15 protein-coding genes are annotated in these 15918 nt (G+C 61.6%); 7 read left to right on the plus strand and 8 right to left on the minus strand.

The annotated features are described in order from the left end of the window. The first annotated feature begins 100 nt into the window (after positions 1 to 100). On the plus strand, positions 101 to 343 hold the full coding sequence (locus AC1MEK_RS19215; RefSeq protein ID WP_404633982.1) for a PA4570 family protein: 243 nt from the start codon (positions 101 to 103) through the stop codon (positions 341 to 343). A gap of 91 nt (positions 344 to 434) precedes the next feature. On the opposite strand, the gene bamJ is transcribed toward AC1MEK_RS19215, so the two are convergent. From bamJ to AC1MEK_RS19240, 5 genes are all read right to left on the minus strand, one after another. After that, a complete protein-coding gene (bamJ, locus tag AC1MEK_RS19220) occupies positions 435 to 1052 on the minus strand; it encodes a BamJ family beta-barrel-assembly machinery protein (RefSeq protein WP_480397848.1) in 618 nt (205 codons plus the stop codon). Between the two features lie 94 nt (positions 1053 to 1146). Continuing rightward, positions 1147 to 1452, minus strand: a complete 306-nt coding sequence (locus tag AC1MEK_RS19225; RefSeq protein ID WP_480397849.1) for a DUF6482 family protein — start codon at positions 1450 to 1452, stop codon at positions 1147 to 1149. A gap of 136 nt (positions 1453 to 1588) precedes the next feature. Continuing rightward, positions 1589 to 2077, minus strand: a complete 489-nt coding sequence (locus AC1MEK_RS19230) for a TIGR00645 family protein (protein ID WP_480397850.1) — start codon at positions 2075 to 2077, stop codon at positions 1589 to 1591. Between the two features lie 167 nt (positions 2078 to 2244). Further along, a complete protein-coding gene (locus AC1MEK_RS19235; RefSeq protein ID WP_480397851.1) occupies positions 2245 to 2574 on the minus strand; it encodes a PA4575 family protein in 330 nt (109 codons plus the stop codon). A gap of 185 nt (positions 2575 to 2759) precedes the next feature. Next, positions 2760 to 5192 carry a Lon protease family protein gene (locus tag AC1MEK_RS19240; protein WP_480397852.1) on the minus strand — a complete coding sequence of 811 codons (2433 nt, stop codon included), beginning with the start codon at positions 5190 to 5192 and terminating at the stop codon, positions 2760 to 2762. Positions 5193 to 5472: 280 nt separating this feature from the next. Between AC1MEK_RS19240 and AC1MEK_RS19245 the strand changes: the two genes are divergently transcribed. Both AC1MEK_RS19245 and AC1MEK_RS19250 read left to right on the plus strand, forming a co-directional pair. Next, entirely contained in the window at positions 5473 to 5961 is a 489-nt protein-coding gene (locus AC1MEK_RS19245) for a DUF3015 domain-containing protein (protein ID WP_480397853.1), read from the plus strand. Between the two features lie 75 nt (positions 5962 to 6036). Continuing rightward, positions 6037 to 7896 (plus strand): Lnb N-terminal periplasmic domain-containing protein, encoded by a 1860-nt coding sequence (locus AC1MEK_RS19250; protein ID WP_480397854.1) that lies wholly within the window; start codon positions 6037 to 6039, stop codon positions 7894 to 7896. A gap of 187 nt (positions 7897 to 8083) precedes the next feature. Here AC1MEK_RS19250 and AC1MEK_RS19255 read toward each other — a convergent pair whose 3' ends face one another. Beyond that, the gene (locus tag AC1MEK_RS19255; protein ID WP_480397855.1) at positions 8084 to 8281 is read right to left on the minus strand and encodes a heavy-metal-associated domain-containing protein; all 198 of its coding nucleotides are present in this window, start codon (positions 8279 to 8281) and stop codon (positions 8084 to 8086) included. 155 nt (positions 8282 to 8436) lie between these two features. Here AC1MEK_RS19255 and AC1MEK_RS19260 point away from each other — a divergent pair, with 155 nt between their 5' ends. From AC1MEK_RS19260 to cueR, 4 genes are all read left to right on the plus strand, one after another. After that, a complete protein-coding gene (locus tag AC1MEK_RS19260; RefSeq protein ID WP_480397856.1) occupies positions 8437 to 8817 on the plus strand; it encodes a hypothetical protein in 381 nt (126 codons plus the stop codon). A 786-nt stretch (positions 8818 to 9603) separates the two neighbouring features. After that, positions 9604 to 9816 (plus strand): DUF6124 family protein, encoded by a 213-nt coding sequence (locus tag AC1MEK_RS19265; RefSeq protein ID WP_480397857.1) that lies wholly within the window; start codon positions 9604 to 9606, stop codon positions 9814 to 9816. 83 nt (positions 9817 to 9899) lie between these two features. Then, on the plus strand, positions 9900 to 12080 hold the full coding sequence (locus tag AC1MEK_RS19270; protein WP_480397858.1) for a heavy metal translocating P-type ATPase: 2181 nt from the start codon (positions 9900 to 9902) through the stop codon (positions 12078 to 12080). 23 nt (positions 12081 to 12103) lie between these two features. Then, complete coding sequence (cueR, locus tag AC1MEK_RS19275; protein ID WP_480397859.1) at positions 12104 to 12523, plus strand: Cu(I)-responsive transcriptional regulator; 420 nt, start codon at positions 12104 to 12106, stop codon at positions 12521 to 12523. A gap of 21 nt (positions 12524 to 12544) precedes the next feature. On the opposite strand, the gene AC1MEK_RS19280 is transcribed toward cueR, so the two are convergent. Both AC1MEK_RS19280 and AC1MEK_RS19285 read right to left on the minus strand, forming a co-directional pair. After that, on the minus strand, positions 12545 to 13438 hold the full coding sequence (locus tag AC1MEK_RS19280; protein WP_480397860.1) for a PA4780 family RIO1-like protein kinase: 894 nt from the start codon (positions 13436 to 13438) through the stop codon (positions 12545 to 12547). A 304-nt stretch (positions 13439 to 13742) separates the two neighbouring features. Beyond that, the gene (locus AC1MEK_RS19285) at positions 13743 to 15866 is read right to left on the minus strand and encodes an autotransporter outer membrane beta-barrel domain-containing protein (RefSeq protein ID WP_480397861.1); all 2124 of its coding nucleotides are present in this window, start codon (positions 15864 to 15866) and stop codon (positions 13743 to 13745) included. Between the last annotated feature and the right edge of the window lie 52 nt (positions 15867 to 15918).

Raw genomic sequence — 15918 nt, forward strand, 5'->3', positions numbered from 1 at the left:
CAGATCAACCATCCGACAAAATGCGAGTTAATCTCAAATAGATCCTTGCTATTCCATGAATAAGAATTATTCTCATTGAGACCTTTCAAGGAGAACCAACATGACTTATCTGATCGACGCCTGGCTGGATCGCCCGCACCCCTACCTTCGCATCCTGCACCGCGAAACCGGCGAGGTCTGTGCCGTGCTGGAGGAAGACGCACTGGATGAATTGCGGGATCAGGGAGACCTGGATGTCCACAGCCTGAGTTCGTGCGAACCCGGTGTGCAAAAGGAAATGGTGCGCAGCCTGTTCCTGTTCTGCTATGCCCGAGCCTTGCGCCCGGCCTGTGAACTGCATTGATGCGGTACTGCAAACGTTGCCGGTTTAACGCCGAGGCGCATCCGGCAACGTTCTGCTTGCCTGAAACTTACCGCTTCAAGCTTGCGACTGCTTAGAGCACGTCAAGCAGCTCTACATCGAACACCAGCACGCTGTGCGGCGGGATGCTGCCCACGCCTTGTGCGCCGTAAGCCAGTTCGCTCGGCACGTGCAGGCGCCATTTGCTGCCGGCCTTCATCAGTTGCAGGGCTTCGGTCCAGCCGGCGATCACGCCGCCGACCGGGAATTCGGCAGGCTCGCCACGATCGTAGGAGCTGTCGAACACGGTGCCGTCGATCAGCATGCCGTGGTAGTGGGTGCGCACGTTGCTTTCGCGGGTTGGCTGGGCGCCTTCGCCTGCGGTGATCACCTCAAACTGCAGGCCCGAGGCCAGAGTGGTCACGCCTTCACGCTTGGCGTTTTCAGCCAGGTATTCTTTGCCAGCGCCGGCAGCCTTCTCGGCCTTGGCAGCCGCTTCGGCCTGCATGATGTCGCGAATGACTTTGAAGCTGGCCGCCATTTCTTCCTGGCTGACGCGGCTTGGAATGCCACCGAACGCGTCGGTCAGGCCCGCCAGAATGGCGTCCAGGCTTACGCCCGGTGGCGGGTTGTCGCGCAGTTGATCGCCCAGCTGGCGGCCGATGCCGTAGCTGACGCGGGTTTCGTCGGTGGACAGATTGACTTCGGACATGGTGCTGCTCCGCTGTTGGGCACCGGAAGGTACCCGATCTAAAAGGCCGAGCAGCCTAGCACATCTGGTCAGTGCGCCCTAGACGCGAGGTTTTTCACCAGGCCGAGCGAATCGACATCGGCACCCGCACCGTCTGTTCTTCATCGTCGCGCATGCCGCACATTTCATCGTGCACCACGGCGTGAACCAGGTTGAACGGCATCGGCGTGATCGCGTGCAGCACGTCCCGCGCATGCTCGACCGAGCGCAGGTGCAGCGTCTTGCCATTGGCGTCGTTGAGCGGATGAGCCGCACCGTGCATCCGCGCTTCGAGCAGATAGATGCCGCCTTCCATGGAGATGAGGTTGAGCTCGTCGATGTGGCCCGCGCTGGCGTGGGCGGTGAGTTCCTGCAGATTCATGAGAGGCCCCTCGTTGATCTCGGACTTCTGTGAGCGAACTGCAAGTTTCGCCCAGTCTGGTCGCAGATCAAGGTATCGAGGGGGCCGCTGGTCCGTTAGCGGCGCCCCACATCCCACACGCAACACGCGCCTGGCATCAATGCTTGGTCAGCTTGTCCAGATAACCCATGGCAAACGCCGAGACCACGAAGGTCATGTGAATGATCACGTACCACATCAGGTACTGCGGCTCGATGTTCTTGGCGTCCATGAACACGCGCAGCAGGTGGATCGAGGAGATGGCCACGATGGACGCGGCGACTTTCATCTTCAGCGACGAAGAGTCCATCTTGCCCAGCCAGCTGAGCTTTTCCTTGCCCTCGTCGATGTTCAGTTCCGAGACGAAGTTTTCGTAGCCGGAGATCATCACCATCACCAGCAGGCCGCCCACCAGCGCCATGTCGATCAACGACAGGAGCACCAGAATCAGGTCCGACTCGGCTAGCGAGAAGATATTGGGTAAGACGTGGAAGATTTCCTGAAAGAACTTCAGTGCCAGCGCTAGCAGCCCCAGGGACAGACCAATGTAGATCGGCGCCAGCAACCAGCGCGATGCGTACATGGCATTTTCGATAAAGCGTTCCATTGAAACTCACAGTTGATTGAAGGCCCGCGAGTATAGGGCGAAGGCTGTGGCACACAAGCGCTCGCGACAAAACTTGAAACAATTAACTTGAAGGGAAGTCTCGACGAATCCCGTGCTACAGCCCTGTGGAACAGGAAAACGGGCGCGGCGTTCGTCGAGGCAGAGTATCAGTGGGCGGGAGAAGTTCGCTGGCTGTGGGCACCGCCGTTGATCCTTCGCAGTTCACCTTGCAGATGAAGGCTCCAGATCGGAATTTCTTCGGCGGTCTGGTAGCCGTGCAGCGCCAGGCTTTCGGCAATCGCGTCGAGCACCGACTCGGCAGCGACCGGACCATGAAACGGACCCTGGGCCTTGAGGGCCGAAGGCTGTTCCCCGGACATCCCGGCGGCAAACAACAGGGTCCACATACCGTTGTCACCGGACAGAGGGCGAATCACACATTCGATACGGGTCACCAGACCCAGGCATTGGCGAGTAAGACAGAGGCTGCGCGGCATGGCGAGCTCCTCATTGATTGCAGTATTCATTTCCCCTTACTGCCCGGGAAACGCGTCAGTCCATTTGACAACTGCTGTAAGGCGACAATAACGAACAAATAGCCCCAAGGAAAAGAGTGAAAACAAAAAAGGGCGCCGAATGGTCATTTGGCCATCAGGCGCCCTTTTTAGTTGACGTCAAACACTCAACTTTTCAGTTCAGGCTGTAATTGTGGCGCCTCTTTTTCGAGCTCTTTGAGGTCTTCGTCGCTGAGCATTTCGGCGATATCGCGCAGGCGATCCACCACCCGACCATTGACCGAATTTTCCGGGAACTGCCCGTCTTCATCCGCCTCGCCGACTGCTTCGCCCACCAGCAGGCTCAGCGCTTCGTCGACCTGGCGCACCGCGTACACATGGAACAATCCGGCACGCACCGCCTGCAGCACGCGCTCGTCGAGCATTAGCGTGGCGACGTTGGCGTGGGGGATGATCGCGCCCTGATCGCCGGTCAGCCCGCGGGCTTCGCAAAGCCGGAAGAAGCCTTCGATCTTCTCGTTGACCCCACCCACCGCCTGCACTTCACCAAACTGGTTGATGGAACCGGTGATGGCGAAACACTGCTTGAGCGGCGTTTTCGACAGCGCGGAAATCAGCGTGCAGACCTCGCCCAGCGAGGCACTGTCGCCATCCACGTAACCGTAGGACTGCTCCAGCGCGATGCTCGCGGAAATCGCCAGTGGGAATTCCTGCGCGTAACGGCTGCCCAGGTAGCCGGTGAGAATCATCACGCCCTTGGAGTGGATCGGCTGGCCCAGGTTGACCTCACGCTCGATGTCGACGATGCCGCTGCCGCCCGGATAGACCGTGGCGGAAATCCGCGCCGGCACACCGAAGGCCGAGTCGCCCACTTCCAGCACCGTCAGGCCGTTGCACTTGCCCACGGCGGCACCGGCGGTGTCGATCAGGATGATGCCGGCGAGCATGTCGTCGAGAATCCGCGCCGAGACACGCCCGGTGCGCGTGGCCTTGGCCTTGAGCGCACGCTCGATGTGGCCTGCATCGGTGCGTTCGTCATTGGCCAGGCTGCGGATGAAATCCGCCTCGCTGACCAGTTGGAACAGGTCGCCGATGCGCGCCGACAAACGCCCCTGATGCTCGGCCAGACGTGCGCTGTAGGTCGCCAGGCGCGCCACCGCATCGGCGGTCAGCGGCGCCATGCCTTCCTCGGAAGTGCGGGTCTTGAGCAACTGGGCGAACTGCTCCAGGCTCTCGTCGACCATCGGAATGTCTTCATCGAAGTCCACCAGCACCCGGAACATCTCCTGGAAGTCCGGATCCAGGTCCTGCAGCGTGTAATACAGCGACCGCGCGCCGATGATGATGACCTTGACTTGCAACGGGATCATCTGCGGCGTCAGGGTGACGGTGGCCAGGCGGCCCAGCTCGCCCAGCGGCGATTCCATCTTCAGCTTGCGCGACTGCAGGGCACGCTTGAGCGCATCCCACACGAACGGCTCGCTGAGCATCTTCTCGGCTTCCAGGATCAGGAAGCCGCCATTGGCCCGGTGAAACGCGCCCGGACGCAGTTGGCGATAGGTGGTGTACAGCGCGCCCTGATCGGTGCTGTATTCGATGCGGCCGAACAGGTTGTCGTAGGTCGGGTGCGGCTCGAACACCACCGGCGCCCCGCCGCTGGCCGAATGGCCGACCACCAGGCTTGGCGAGTATTGCTCTTCCAGCAGCTTGCGCGCCTGGGCGTCGGTCTTGCTGTCGTCGACCAGCTGCTCGACCACGGTTTTCAGCAGATTGACCTGCATGGCCTGCAGATAGGCGCACACCGCCGCGTTTTCCGCGTACTGCTCCGACAGCGGCGCCAGCAGCGGTTGCAGGGCCAGGATGATGGTCTCGTCATTGAGCTGGCGCAGCTGATTGCCGGACTCGCGCTTCCACTGCGGCAGGCTCGCCAGTTCCTCGTTGAGGCGCTCTTCGAGTTCGGCGATATCACTGTGAAAGCGCTCGCGATCGGCATCTGGCAGCTGCGAGAACTCGGCCTCGTCCAGCGCCTTGCCATCGAGCATCGGGGTGAAGGCGATGTTGCTGCTGTCGCGGTACAGGGCGACGTCTTTCTCCAGGGCCAGACGCTCGATCACGTCGAGCGCCTTGTCATAGCGCTGGTTGAAAGCGCGGTCGATGGCGCTCTTCTTCTGCTGGTAGGACGGGTGCTCGAACACCGCAGGGAACGTCGACAGCAGGTTGTCGATCAGGCCGTTGATGTCCGCCATGAACGAGGCCGCGCTGCCGGGCGGCAGCTCCAGCGCACGGGGCTCGCGCGGCTCATCGAAGTTGTTGACGTAGACCCAGTCCGGCGGGGTCTGCATGCGCTTGCCCTCGGCCTTGAGGTAGCGCTTGACGAACGAGAAGCGCCCCGTGCCGGGCTCGCCCATGACGAAGACGTTGTAGCCGGGGCGAGGCATCGCCACCCCGAATTGCAGGGCCTCGACCGCTCGTTCCTGGCCGAGCACGCCGCGAAAGGGTTCCAGATCGTTGGTTGTCGTGAAGCTGAACTGTTCAGCAGAGAAGGGACGGGTCAGCGCCTCGGGCGCAAGTCGCAGGCTGGCAGCTACAGAATCGGGCATCGGACATCCTTACATCAGGCGGGGCAGATGGGGGCATTCTGGCGCTCGGCGCACCAGACTGGCAAGGCAGGAAACACCTGAATATGTTTTAGCTTGATGAACATTCCCACAGGGTTTTAAGCCGCAGCCTGCATACAACAAACTGCAATAAATCACGGAACGTTCAGATCGTGCCTAAACTCCAACCTGCGCGGCCGGTAACAACATTAAAAACCGGCCCTCCTGGTGCGAGCATCGGCCAGGCCTCCGACCCTTGGTTGAAACAACAGAGACTAAAGCTATGAAACGGATTCTTCTTGGTACTCTCTTCGCCGCTGTGTCCATAAACGCCATGGCTCAAGCTCCCGGCGGTCCAGACTGCGGATGGGGCAACATGCTGTTCGAAGGGCAGCGCGGTACCCCGGCTCACTTCCTCGCTTCCACCACCAACGGCACCTCCGGCAACGCCACCTTCGGCATGACCTCCGGTACCAACGGCTGCTCCACCAACGCTGCGCTGACGTACGGCGGCAAATCCTGGCTGTCGATGAACGGCATGATGGACGAGCTCTCCAAGGATATGGCCATGGGCCAGGGCGAAGCACTGACCACCTACGCGGTGGTGCTGGGCGTCGCGCCACAGGATCGTGCCCGTTTCGCGGCCGTGACCCACGATCACTACCAGCAGATCTTCAACAAGGCCGATGCCACTGCCGAGGATGTTCACACCAACACCCTCGACGTGCTGAAAAACGACCCAACCCTGGCCAAGTACGCCACCCAGGCTTGATGCCGCTGCACCCTGCCCTTCTTCGGGAGGGCAGGCATTCACTGATTTCGTCCCTCTCTGACTAGTTGCCAACCTATGCTCAAACGCCTCGCCTGGCTGGCGCTCTGTGCCTGCGCCCCGCTGTACGCCACGCCGCATGTAGACAACGACCGTTTGCAGCAACTGGCCCTTTCCAGATTCTGGATCGCCATTGGCCATTACGAAGCCGGCAAGCTCGGCGGCTGGCGCAGCTATGTCGACGACCCGAAATTCTTCCTCGCCAAAGACGGCGCCCATGACCCGAAAGCCGAACTCGCCGCCACCCTTGAAGCGATCTATCGCCCGGTGGTGCAAGGCAAGCAGGACCTGCACCCGCAATGCGTCTACCCGTCCCGAACCCGCTACCTGCGCGACGAGCTGAAACTGACCGACCTGCCCGCCGTCGACTGCCCGGAATTCAGCAAATGGTTCGCCGACGTGGCGCCCGACAGCACGGTGATGATCTTCCCCGCCGCCTACCTCAACAGCCCGTCGTCGATGTTCGGCCACACGCTGCTGCGTATCGACCAGGCGGACGTGCAGACCAACCAGACCGCGCTGCTCAGCTACGCGATCAACTTCGGGGCCTACATCGAGGGCTCTGACAACAGCATTCTCTACGCCTGGAAAGGCCTGATGGGCGGCTATCCGGGGCTGTTCGCGCTGGTGCCGTATCAGGAAAAACTCTCCGAATACAGCAGCCTCGAGAACCGCGACCTGTGGGAATACCGCCTGAATCTGACAGCCGAAGAAACCCGGCGCATGGTCGAGCACGTGTGGGAACTCAAACAGATTCGCTTCGGTTATTTCTTCTTCGACGAAAACTGCTCGTATCGCCTGCTCGAACTGCTGCAAGTGGCGCGGCCGAGCCTGAACCTGACGCCGCAGTTTCGCCTGACCGCCATCCCCACCGACACCGTGCGCGCGGTCAAGGAGGCGGGGCTGGTGGAGAAGATCGACTATCGGCCGTCCAAGGAACGCGAACTGCTCAGCCGCGCCGAACCTTTGACCCATGCCGAGAAACAGCAGGTGCTGAACGTCAGCGCTGATCAGAAGCAGATGCAGAGCCCCGACTACCTCGCCTTGCCGAAGGAGCGTCAGGCGTTGATTCAGGATGCGGCCTATCGTCTGGAGCGCTATCGCGCCAATGGCGAAGAACGCGACCCGGCGCGCTCACAGCGCAGTTACGACCTGCTGCGCGCCATCGCCACCAACCCGCCGCCGGCGCTGGAGATCGAACGTCCGGGCCTGCCCGAAGATGGCCATGAGTCGCGCACCTGGCAGCTGGGCGTGGGCACGCGGGACGACAAAGCCTTTGCCGAGTACGGATTGCGCATGGCCTATCACGACCTCAACGATAACGCCTACGGCTTCCCGCTGGGCGCGCAGATCGAAATCCTGCAGTTGAATTTGCGCCAGTACGAAAACAACAAGTGGCAGGTGCAGCGGCTGGATCTGGCGACCATCCGCTCCCTGACCCCGCGCAACGAGCTGCTGCAACCCTGGTCATGGCAAGTGGCAGGCGGCCTTGAGCGAGTGTTGGGCAAGCACGGCGACGAGAATCTGGTCAGCCATGTGAATGGCGGCGCTGGCGGTACCTGGAAGCTGGGCGACGATGTGTTGGGCTTTGCCCTGGGCACGGTGCGGGTGGAGCACAACAATGATTTTTCTGCGCTGGTGTCACCGGCGGCCGGGTTCAATACGGGGGTGCTGTGGCGCAATCCGCTGGGCAATTTCAGCCTGGAAACCAAGGGCGATTACTTCACCAACGGCGAAGTGCGGCGCACGATCAGTCTGAATCAGCAGTGGGAAGTGTCGCGCAACCTGGGCGTAAGGCTCAGTGCGCAACGCGATTTCAGCGAGCTGACTTCGCCGGTGAACGAGGTGATGCTTGAGTTGAAGTGGTATCACTACTGAACACCGCCGCTCTTGATTCTGGCCGAAGGCCGTGGGAGCAAGCTTGCTCGCGATCTGGCGCGCAGCGGCAGCAAAACCATCCGCTTCGGTCGTGCCTGACACACCGCATACGACGGTTTTACTGCCGGTTCCCGGCAGATCGCCAGCAAGCTGGGCTCCTACGCCCTCCGGGCAGAAGCAGGTTTGATCAAGCCATCTTCGCCGTGTAGCCCTCTTCCACAATGAGGCCGATGATTTGCTCGGTGGGCAGCTGGCTCTGCACCGCCACCTCGCCCTTGGCCAGATCGATCTGCACCTCGGCGGCCGGATCTTCGCCCTTGATTGCGTTGGTGACCGCGCGTACGCAGTGGCCGCAGGTCATGCCTTGTACGTTGAATGTCTGCATTGCGTGACTCCTGAGGTGATGTGAAAGCAACCGAATGTCGCGATCTTCGACCTTGCCACCATGGCAAGGTCAAGTTTCCTGTGCATCGGCCGGGCTGGTATTCGCGGATAAGCTGGGCCAAAGTGTTTCATCAACGTACATCAGGAGATTCGGCCATGGGCTGGTCAGTCTTTCGCATTGCAGGTTTTGTCGGCCTGCTGGCTTGTGCTTCGTGGGCGCAGGCCGATCAGGATTATGGCGTGCTTATCATTTCCCGTGAGCGGCTGGAGGTGGCGACGTCCTGCGAGATCGGGATTTACATGCAGGATCAGTTGGTCGGGCGGTTGTTTCAGGAGGAGTCGCGTTCGTTCAATTTGCCGGCGGGGGATCTGTCGGTGCGCTTGCGGGTGTTGCCGGGGCAGACGCCGGGGTGTTCGCCGGGGATCGAGGCGCAGAACAATACGCGGTTGCATATCAATGCCGGGGATGTGCAGAAGTATCGGATTGCGTCGGGGCCGAACGGGATGTATCTGAAGCGGGCTGAGTTGAATTATTGATTTTGTAGGAGCGCGCTTGCCCGCGATTTTGCGGTGTGTCATTGGATGCTGTGCTGGCTGACGTGACGCTGGGTTCTTCCTAACGTCAGCCCTGTTTCGGCTTCGCCGAGTTACTTTGTTTCGGCAAAGTAACCAAACCATTGCTCCTGGTTTGGGTCCTCCTTCGTCGGACTCCCTTCATTCCGGTCCCGCTCCGTGGGCCCGGCGCGAATGGGCCATCCATGGCCCCGCGCCTCGCGCGGCATCCTGCCGCTTGGCCCACTCCGCGAGACCTCCATTCAGCCTGCACCCAAGTCGCGACTTGTGTCGTCTGGGCTATCGCGCATGAAGATCAAAAGCCAGATCAAAAGCGATCGGCTTACGCTGTCCCGTAGCAGCCGGGCTTGCCCGCGGGTCGCACTTGAGATCGCTCCCGCCGGCACGCCGTGCTGCTACGGGGGATGGAGTGCTCCTGGTGCCATTTCCTGCAACACATCTGGCGGTCTGTGGGCCGTTTCTTACAGCCTTGTCCCTTTCTTGTGCAGGACATTTCCTAGAAACTCTCAGCCGCTTGTGCCTCTGGATTTTGGTGTCTAGTCTGCGGCCGTCGCTGGGAATCAGCGACCGGGTTTAGCAGCCTGCATCTTGTTTTGAGGTTCGCGAAACCGCTTTATGGCGGCTTTGCGCGGGGCACGTTCGCGTGCGCTGGGGTACCTCGGACCAGTCTGCTAACCCGTGTCAAAGCCGCCACCCTGTTTCGTTTAGCAGCGATGTCTCGGTGGCTTGTCCATCACCGAGGATTACAAAATGCTGAAAATCACCCCCGATCCACCCAATCCCACTCTCGAAGAATCCCTGGCCCAGCTCTCCGGCCTGCTGCGTTGCGCCAAGGCCACGGCCTATGAAAGCGCCGATGCTCAAAATGGCAGCAAACGCGATCTGGCGTTTTCCGTGGTGCATCTGATCGACATGGCGCGGGTCATCGTCGACCGGTCGCTGGATCACGTCGAAATACGCTGACGGCGCAAAAGAAATAGGGACTTGACCTTGCCAACGTGGCAAGGTTGATCCTTGCAGGCATCAGCCTTCAAGGAGCCGTCGCAATGCCCAGCCCCGACACATTCGATCTGCCCATCACCGGTATGACCTGCGCCAGTTGCGCGGGCCGCGTGGAGCGCGCGTTGCGCAAGGTTCCGGGGGTGAAGACGGCCACGGTCAACCTGGCCAACGAGCGCGCCCATGTCGAGGTACTGGAACGGATAGACCCGGCCAGCCTGATCGCCGCGGTGGATAAGGCCGGTTACGGCGCCACGCTGGAACAGGATCGCGCGGCGCAGCAGGCCGAGCAGAAGCAGCGTCATGATCACGAACGCTGGCATCTGGCGATGGCGATCATCCTTGCGCTGCCGCTGGTGATGCCGATGTTTGTGCAGCCGTTGGGCATCGAGTGGATGTTGCCCGCCTGGCTGCAGTTCGCGCTGGCCACGCCCGTGCAGTTTTTCCTCGGCGCGCGCTTCTATGTCGCGGCTTACAAGGCTGTGCGCGCAGGTGCCGGGAACATGGACCTGCTGGTGGCGCTTGGCACCAGTGCCGGTTATGGATTGAGCGTCTATCAGTGGCTGGTTGCCGCCCATCACGACATGCCGCATCTGTATTTCGAGGCATCAGCGGTGGTGATCACGCTGGTGTTGCTGGGCAAATACCTCGAAAGCAGCGCCAAGCGCCAGACCGCCAGCGCCATTCGCGCACTGGAGGCATTGCGCCCTGAGCGGGCCATTCAAGTTGTCGATGGCCAGGAGCGGGACGTGGCGATCAGCGCGTTGAAGCTGGGTGATCTGGTGCTGGTCAAACCCGGCGAGCGCTTTGCGGTGGATGGCGTGGTGGTGGACGGCCAGAGCCATGCCGATGAGGCGCTGATCAGTGGCGAAAGCCTGCCGATCGCCAAGCAGCCCGGCGACAAGGTCACCGGCGGCGCGATCAACGGCGAAGGCCGCTTGCTGGTTCGTACCGAGGCGCTGGGGGCAGAAACGGTGCTGGCGCGGATCATCCGGCTGGTCGAAGACGCGCAGTCGGCCAAGGCGCCGATTCAGAAGCTTGTGGATAAAGTCAGCCAAGTGTTCGTGCCGGTGGTGCTGCTGCTCGCGCTGGCGACATTGGTGGGCTGGTTGCTGGCCGGTGCGTCGCTTGAAACCGCGTTGATCAATGCCGTCGCGGTGCTGGTCATCGCCTGCCCTTGCGCGCTGGGCCTGGCAACGCCGACCGCGATCATGGCCGGCACCGGCGTGGCGGCCCGCCACGGCATTCTGATCAAGGACGCTGAAGCACTGGAACGTGCCCATGAAGTCACCGCTGTGGTCTTCGACAAGACCGGCACCCTGACCAGCGGCACGCCACGCATCGCGCACATGACGGCGCTCGATGGCGACGACAACGCCCTGCTGCTGATGGCCGGCGCCTTGCAGCGCGGCAGCGAACATCCGCTAGCCAAGGCGGTGCTGGATGCCTGTGCAGCGCGCAATCTCAACCCCGAAGAAGTCACCAACAGCCGCTCACTCGCCGGCCGCGGCATCGCTGGCACGCTGCAAGGTCGCGAACTGGCACTGGGCAACACACGTCTTCTCGACGAAACCGCGCTGACGCCAGGCGATGCCGACAAGGCTCAAGCTTGGGAAGCCGAAGGCCGCACGTTGTCCTGGTTGATCGAAACAGCGCCACAGCCCGGGGTGCTTGGCCTGTTCGCCTTCGGTGACACTCTGAAACCCGGCGCAGCCAAGGCCATCGAGCAGTTGAACGAACGCCAGATCAGCAGCCACCTGCTCACCGGCGACAACCGCGGCAGTGCCAAAGTCGTCGCAGACACACTGGGTATCGACGATGTGCACGCCGAAGTCCTGCCCGCCGACAAGGCCGCCACCGTCATCGCCCTGAAAAAATCCGCCGTGGTGGCCATGGTCGGCGATGGCATCAACGACGCACCGGCACTGGCGGCAGCCGATGTGGGCATTGCCATGGGCGGCGGCACCGATGTGGCCATGCACGCCAGCGGCATCACCCTGATGCGCGGCGATCCGCGGCTGATCCCCGCCGCGCTGGACATCAGCCGCAGGACCTACGCCAAGATCCGCCAGAACCTGTTCTGGGCCTTTGTCTACAACCTGATCGGCATTCCGCTGGCCGCCTTCGGCCTGCTCAACCCGGTGTTCGCGGGCGCGGCCATGGCGCTGTCCAGCGTCAGCGTGGTGAGCAACGCCCTGCTACTCAAGACCTGGAAACCTGCTGATTAACACCAGACCCGAGGAGACACGCAATGAACATCGGCCAAGCCGCCAAAAGCAGTGGCCTGAGCGCCAAGATGATTCGTTACTACGAATCCACCGGCCTGCTGGAAGCCGCGCATCGCACAGACAGCGGTTATCGCACCTACAACGCAAACGACCTGCACACCCTGGCCTTCATCAAGCGCTCGCGCGATCTGGGGTTTTCCCTGGAAGAAGTCGGCAAACTGCTGACCCTCTGGCAAGACCGCGCCCGCGCCAGCGCCGACGTCAAGGCGCTGGCCCGCCAGCACATCGATGAACTGAATCAGAAAATCGCCGAGCTGAGCGGGCTGCGCGACACCCTGCAGGATCTGGTGGAGCACTGCCAGGGCGATCACCGCCCCGACTGCCCGATCCTCAAGGATCTGGCGTCGGGAGGGTGTTGCGCGAGCACAAAAAACCCGGCCTGAGCCGGGTTTTCTGTCAGTCGCTTATTGCATCCACGGTGGCGTCGGCTCTTCGGCCTTGTCCCTCGGCGCATCTTCGGCAGCCCGCGCCGCCTGCCGCCGCGCCTCGTCGCGCTGAGCCGCTTCGATTTCGCGCAGCACACCCTTCACGTCGGCAATGTCGTCCGCGTCGGCGAACTGGCCGGTCAGGACGGTACCCGGCGACAGCGTACCGGCCTGGTAGTGGGACCACATTTCCTTGGCGTAACGGGTCTTTTTCAGCTCCGGCGCGAAGCGGCCGAAGTAGGACGCCATGTTGCCCACATCGCGCTCGAGCATGCTGAAGGCGTGGTTGTTGCCTGCCGCATCCACTGCCTGGGGCAGGTCGATGATGACCGGGCCTTCGGGCGAGAGCAGCACGTTGAACTCGGACAGGTCACCGTGCACCAGACCGGCACACAGCATGAGCACGATCTGCTCGATCAGAAAGCTGTGGTACTCGCGCGCCTGATCGGGCTCCAGCACCACGTCGTTCAAACGCGGCGCCGCATCGCCGTATTCGTCCGCGACCATTTCCATCAACAGCACGCCGTCGAGGAAATCATAGGGTTTGGGGACCCGCACACCGGCATTGGCCAGCCTGAACAGCGCCGACACTTCGGCGTTCTGCCAGGCGTCTTCACTTTCCTTGCGCCCGAACTTCGAGCCCTTGGCCATGGCGCGCGCTTCACGACTGCCGCGAACCTTGCGGCCTTCCTGGTATTCGGATGCCTGACGGAAACTGCGTTTGTTCGCCTCCTTGTAAACCTTCGCACACCGCAGCTGTTTGCCGCAGCGCACCACATAAACAGCTGCCTCTTTGCCGCTCATGAGCGGGCGCAGCACCTCGTCTACCAGACCGTCTTCGATCAGGGGTTCAATGCGTTTTGGAGTCTTCATCAGCTTTTATTGTGGGTCCTTCGTGGCCAGACACGCGATTGTTGCTCGTTATACGGCAATCCATTCCCTGCGAGTAGGGGCGGATTGCAATCATCGATTCGATTGCAGCACAGGGTACGCCCTGGTCCTGCAAGCACCTTTCATGCCGGGGCGCAGCATAGACCAATGGCGCGAGCCGGTGGCGCGCCAGCTATGTGCAGATATATCGACCGATGGATGGCCGTGATGACTCCCGCGTTGCCAGCCGGCACAAAAAAGGGGCCGTTGAATGCCCCTTCCACTACAGCAAATGATTGCGTCTTCGTTACCAGTTGTAGCGCACGCCGACGTTCACGCCCCAGGGTTGCTCAATATTGCTGCCCTTCATGAAGTCGAAATCGGCATGCACCTGCAGCACGTCGGTCACTTGCGCGGCCACACCAGCGCCCAGCTCGATGCGCGAACCGGAGAGGTCGTTGCTGAACCGGTTGTCATTGATCTTGACGCTGTTACCGGACACGAATTCATGGGCCACGGCAGCTTTTACGTAAGGCTGCACGAAACCGCCATCATCCAGGGCGAAGGTACGCCCCAGGTGCGACCCGGCCTTGCCCAGCAGCGAGTCGGCGCCGTTGCTGTTGGCGCGCAGGCCGTTGTCCAGACGATAGCTTTCACCGCCCACCACCAGGCCGGAAGCCTGGGCGAAAGGCTCGACGAACCACTGGTCTTCCAGCTTGATATGCTTGCCGACCTCCACCGAAGCACCCACACCGACATTGTTGTAGCTGCCCTTGGCTTTCTGGCCATCGGCCATGCGCACCTGGGACTCATTCTGGAAGCGGTTGGCCTTGATCAACGCATCGACATAGAAACCGTCATCGGCCAGCCAGGTGCTGTAGGCACCGAGGTAGTAACTGTCGACCGAGCCTTTGGTGCCTTGCTTGAGGTCCAGATCGGACTTGCTGTAACCGCCCATCAGGCCCACCAGCCACTGACCTTCGCTGTTGGCGACCGGTATGTCGGCACCGAAGGAAATCCCCTGCTGCACCTGCTTGTAGGCCACCCCGCCACCGGCGGACATGTTTTGTTTGTTGCCGTAGCTGCGAATCCAGCCGCCGCCCTGATCGTTGCCATTGCGCAGTTCACCCATGCGGCTGCGCAGGGTGGTCGATTCGCCATACCATACCGTCGGCGCAGCGCTGAAAAGGCCTACGACCGAGCGCGAGGAGTTTGACAGCTCGCCGGTTTGCACCAGCGACCAATCGGTGCCACCGGTTCCGTTTTCCGTGGACTCCAGCTGATACGCGAAGGTGCCGAAGTCAACCTGGCCGCCAATCAGCGAAAACTGCGCATCACCGGATCCAATATGCACCAGTTGCACGGGGTCGCTGCCAGCCAGTGGATCGATGCCGCTGTTCTGTACCAGCAACTGATGGCTGCCAGAGGCGCTGTCGGTGATGTCGAGCCGGTCGCTGGTCTGTGCCGCCAGATCGGTGCCCAGAGCGAACACGCCTGTGCCTGACAGCTCACCGACGGTGAGGGTGTGGAAGTCATTGGAGGTGCCGCGCAGGTCGACCATGCCGCCGTTCAGGCCAAGTTTGCCGACGGTGGAATCGCCCTCCATCACCCATTGAGAAGAACCATCGATATCCAGCACGCCGAGGTTGGTGATTTTGCCGGTAAGGCTTGCTTGATTGTTCAGCTCGACCTCGGCAAAAGAATCGTCACTCACGAAAATATCGCCGACCAGACGGCTGTCGTTGACGTTCAAATTCGCCGAGGCTTCTTGCTGAACCTGCAGGATGATCCCGTTGCCGCCGGTAAGGGTTGAGCCGTTGCTGACGGTGATGTGCGCCATGGGATCGCTTACATTCGGACGCCCGGTCACCACCAGCGCACTGCCCTCTTTGCCCGTCACGCTGGAGGCGTCGATGTTGACGCGCGAGTGGGCGACGTAGCCAGGCAAGACCTGCGCAGAGATCATGACAATGCCGTCGTGATCACCGGTGATCGAGCTGCCGTTGCGCACGTCGACAGCCGAGCCGCCCACCACCATACCGATGCCCAGATCGCCGCGGATGAGGCCGATCTCTTCGCCACCACGATGGCCCATGACACTGGTGTTATCGAGCACGACCGTTGCATCGCCAGCGGCATTCACCCCGCGGCCGATGCCCGACAGTACGCTGTTGGTGACAGTCGCCTCAGACCCCACGACCGCACGGTTGGTGGCAAGGGCCGCACGGTCGGTGCCGGGCTGTGCGGCGTTGGCCAGCGCCGTGATGACGGCGTTGTTAATGGTGGCGACGCTGTCGACCAGATTGATGGCGCGACCTTTGTCGGTCGTCACGGTGCCGCTGTCGATTTCCAGAATGGAGCCTCGGAACGTGGAGATCTGGCCGGTGCGGCCATCACTGTGGACGACCAGCCTGGCGCCGCTGCCCAACAAGTGGTAATCATCCAAAGCAGCATTGGGGCCTACGTAATACGTGTGGCCAGGC

Source organism: Pseudomonas sp. 2 (assembly GCF_056627435.1).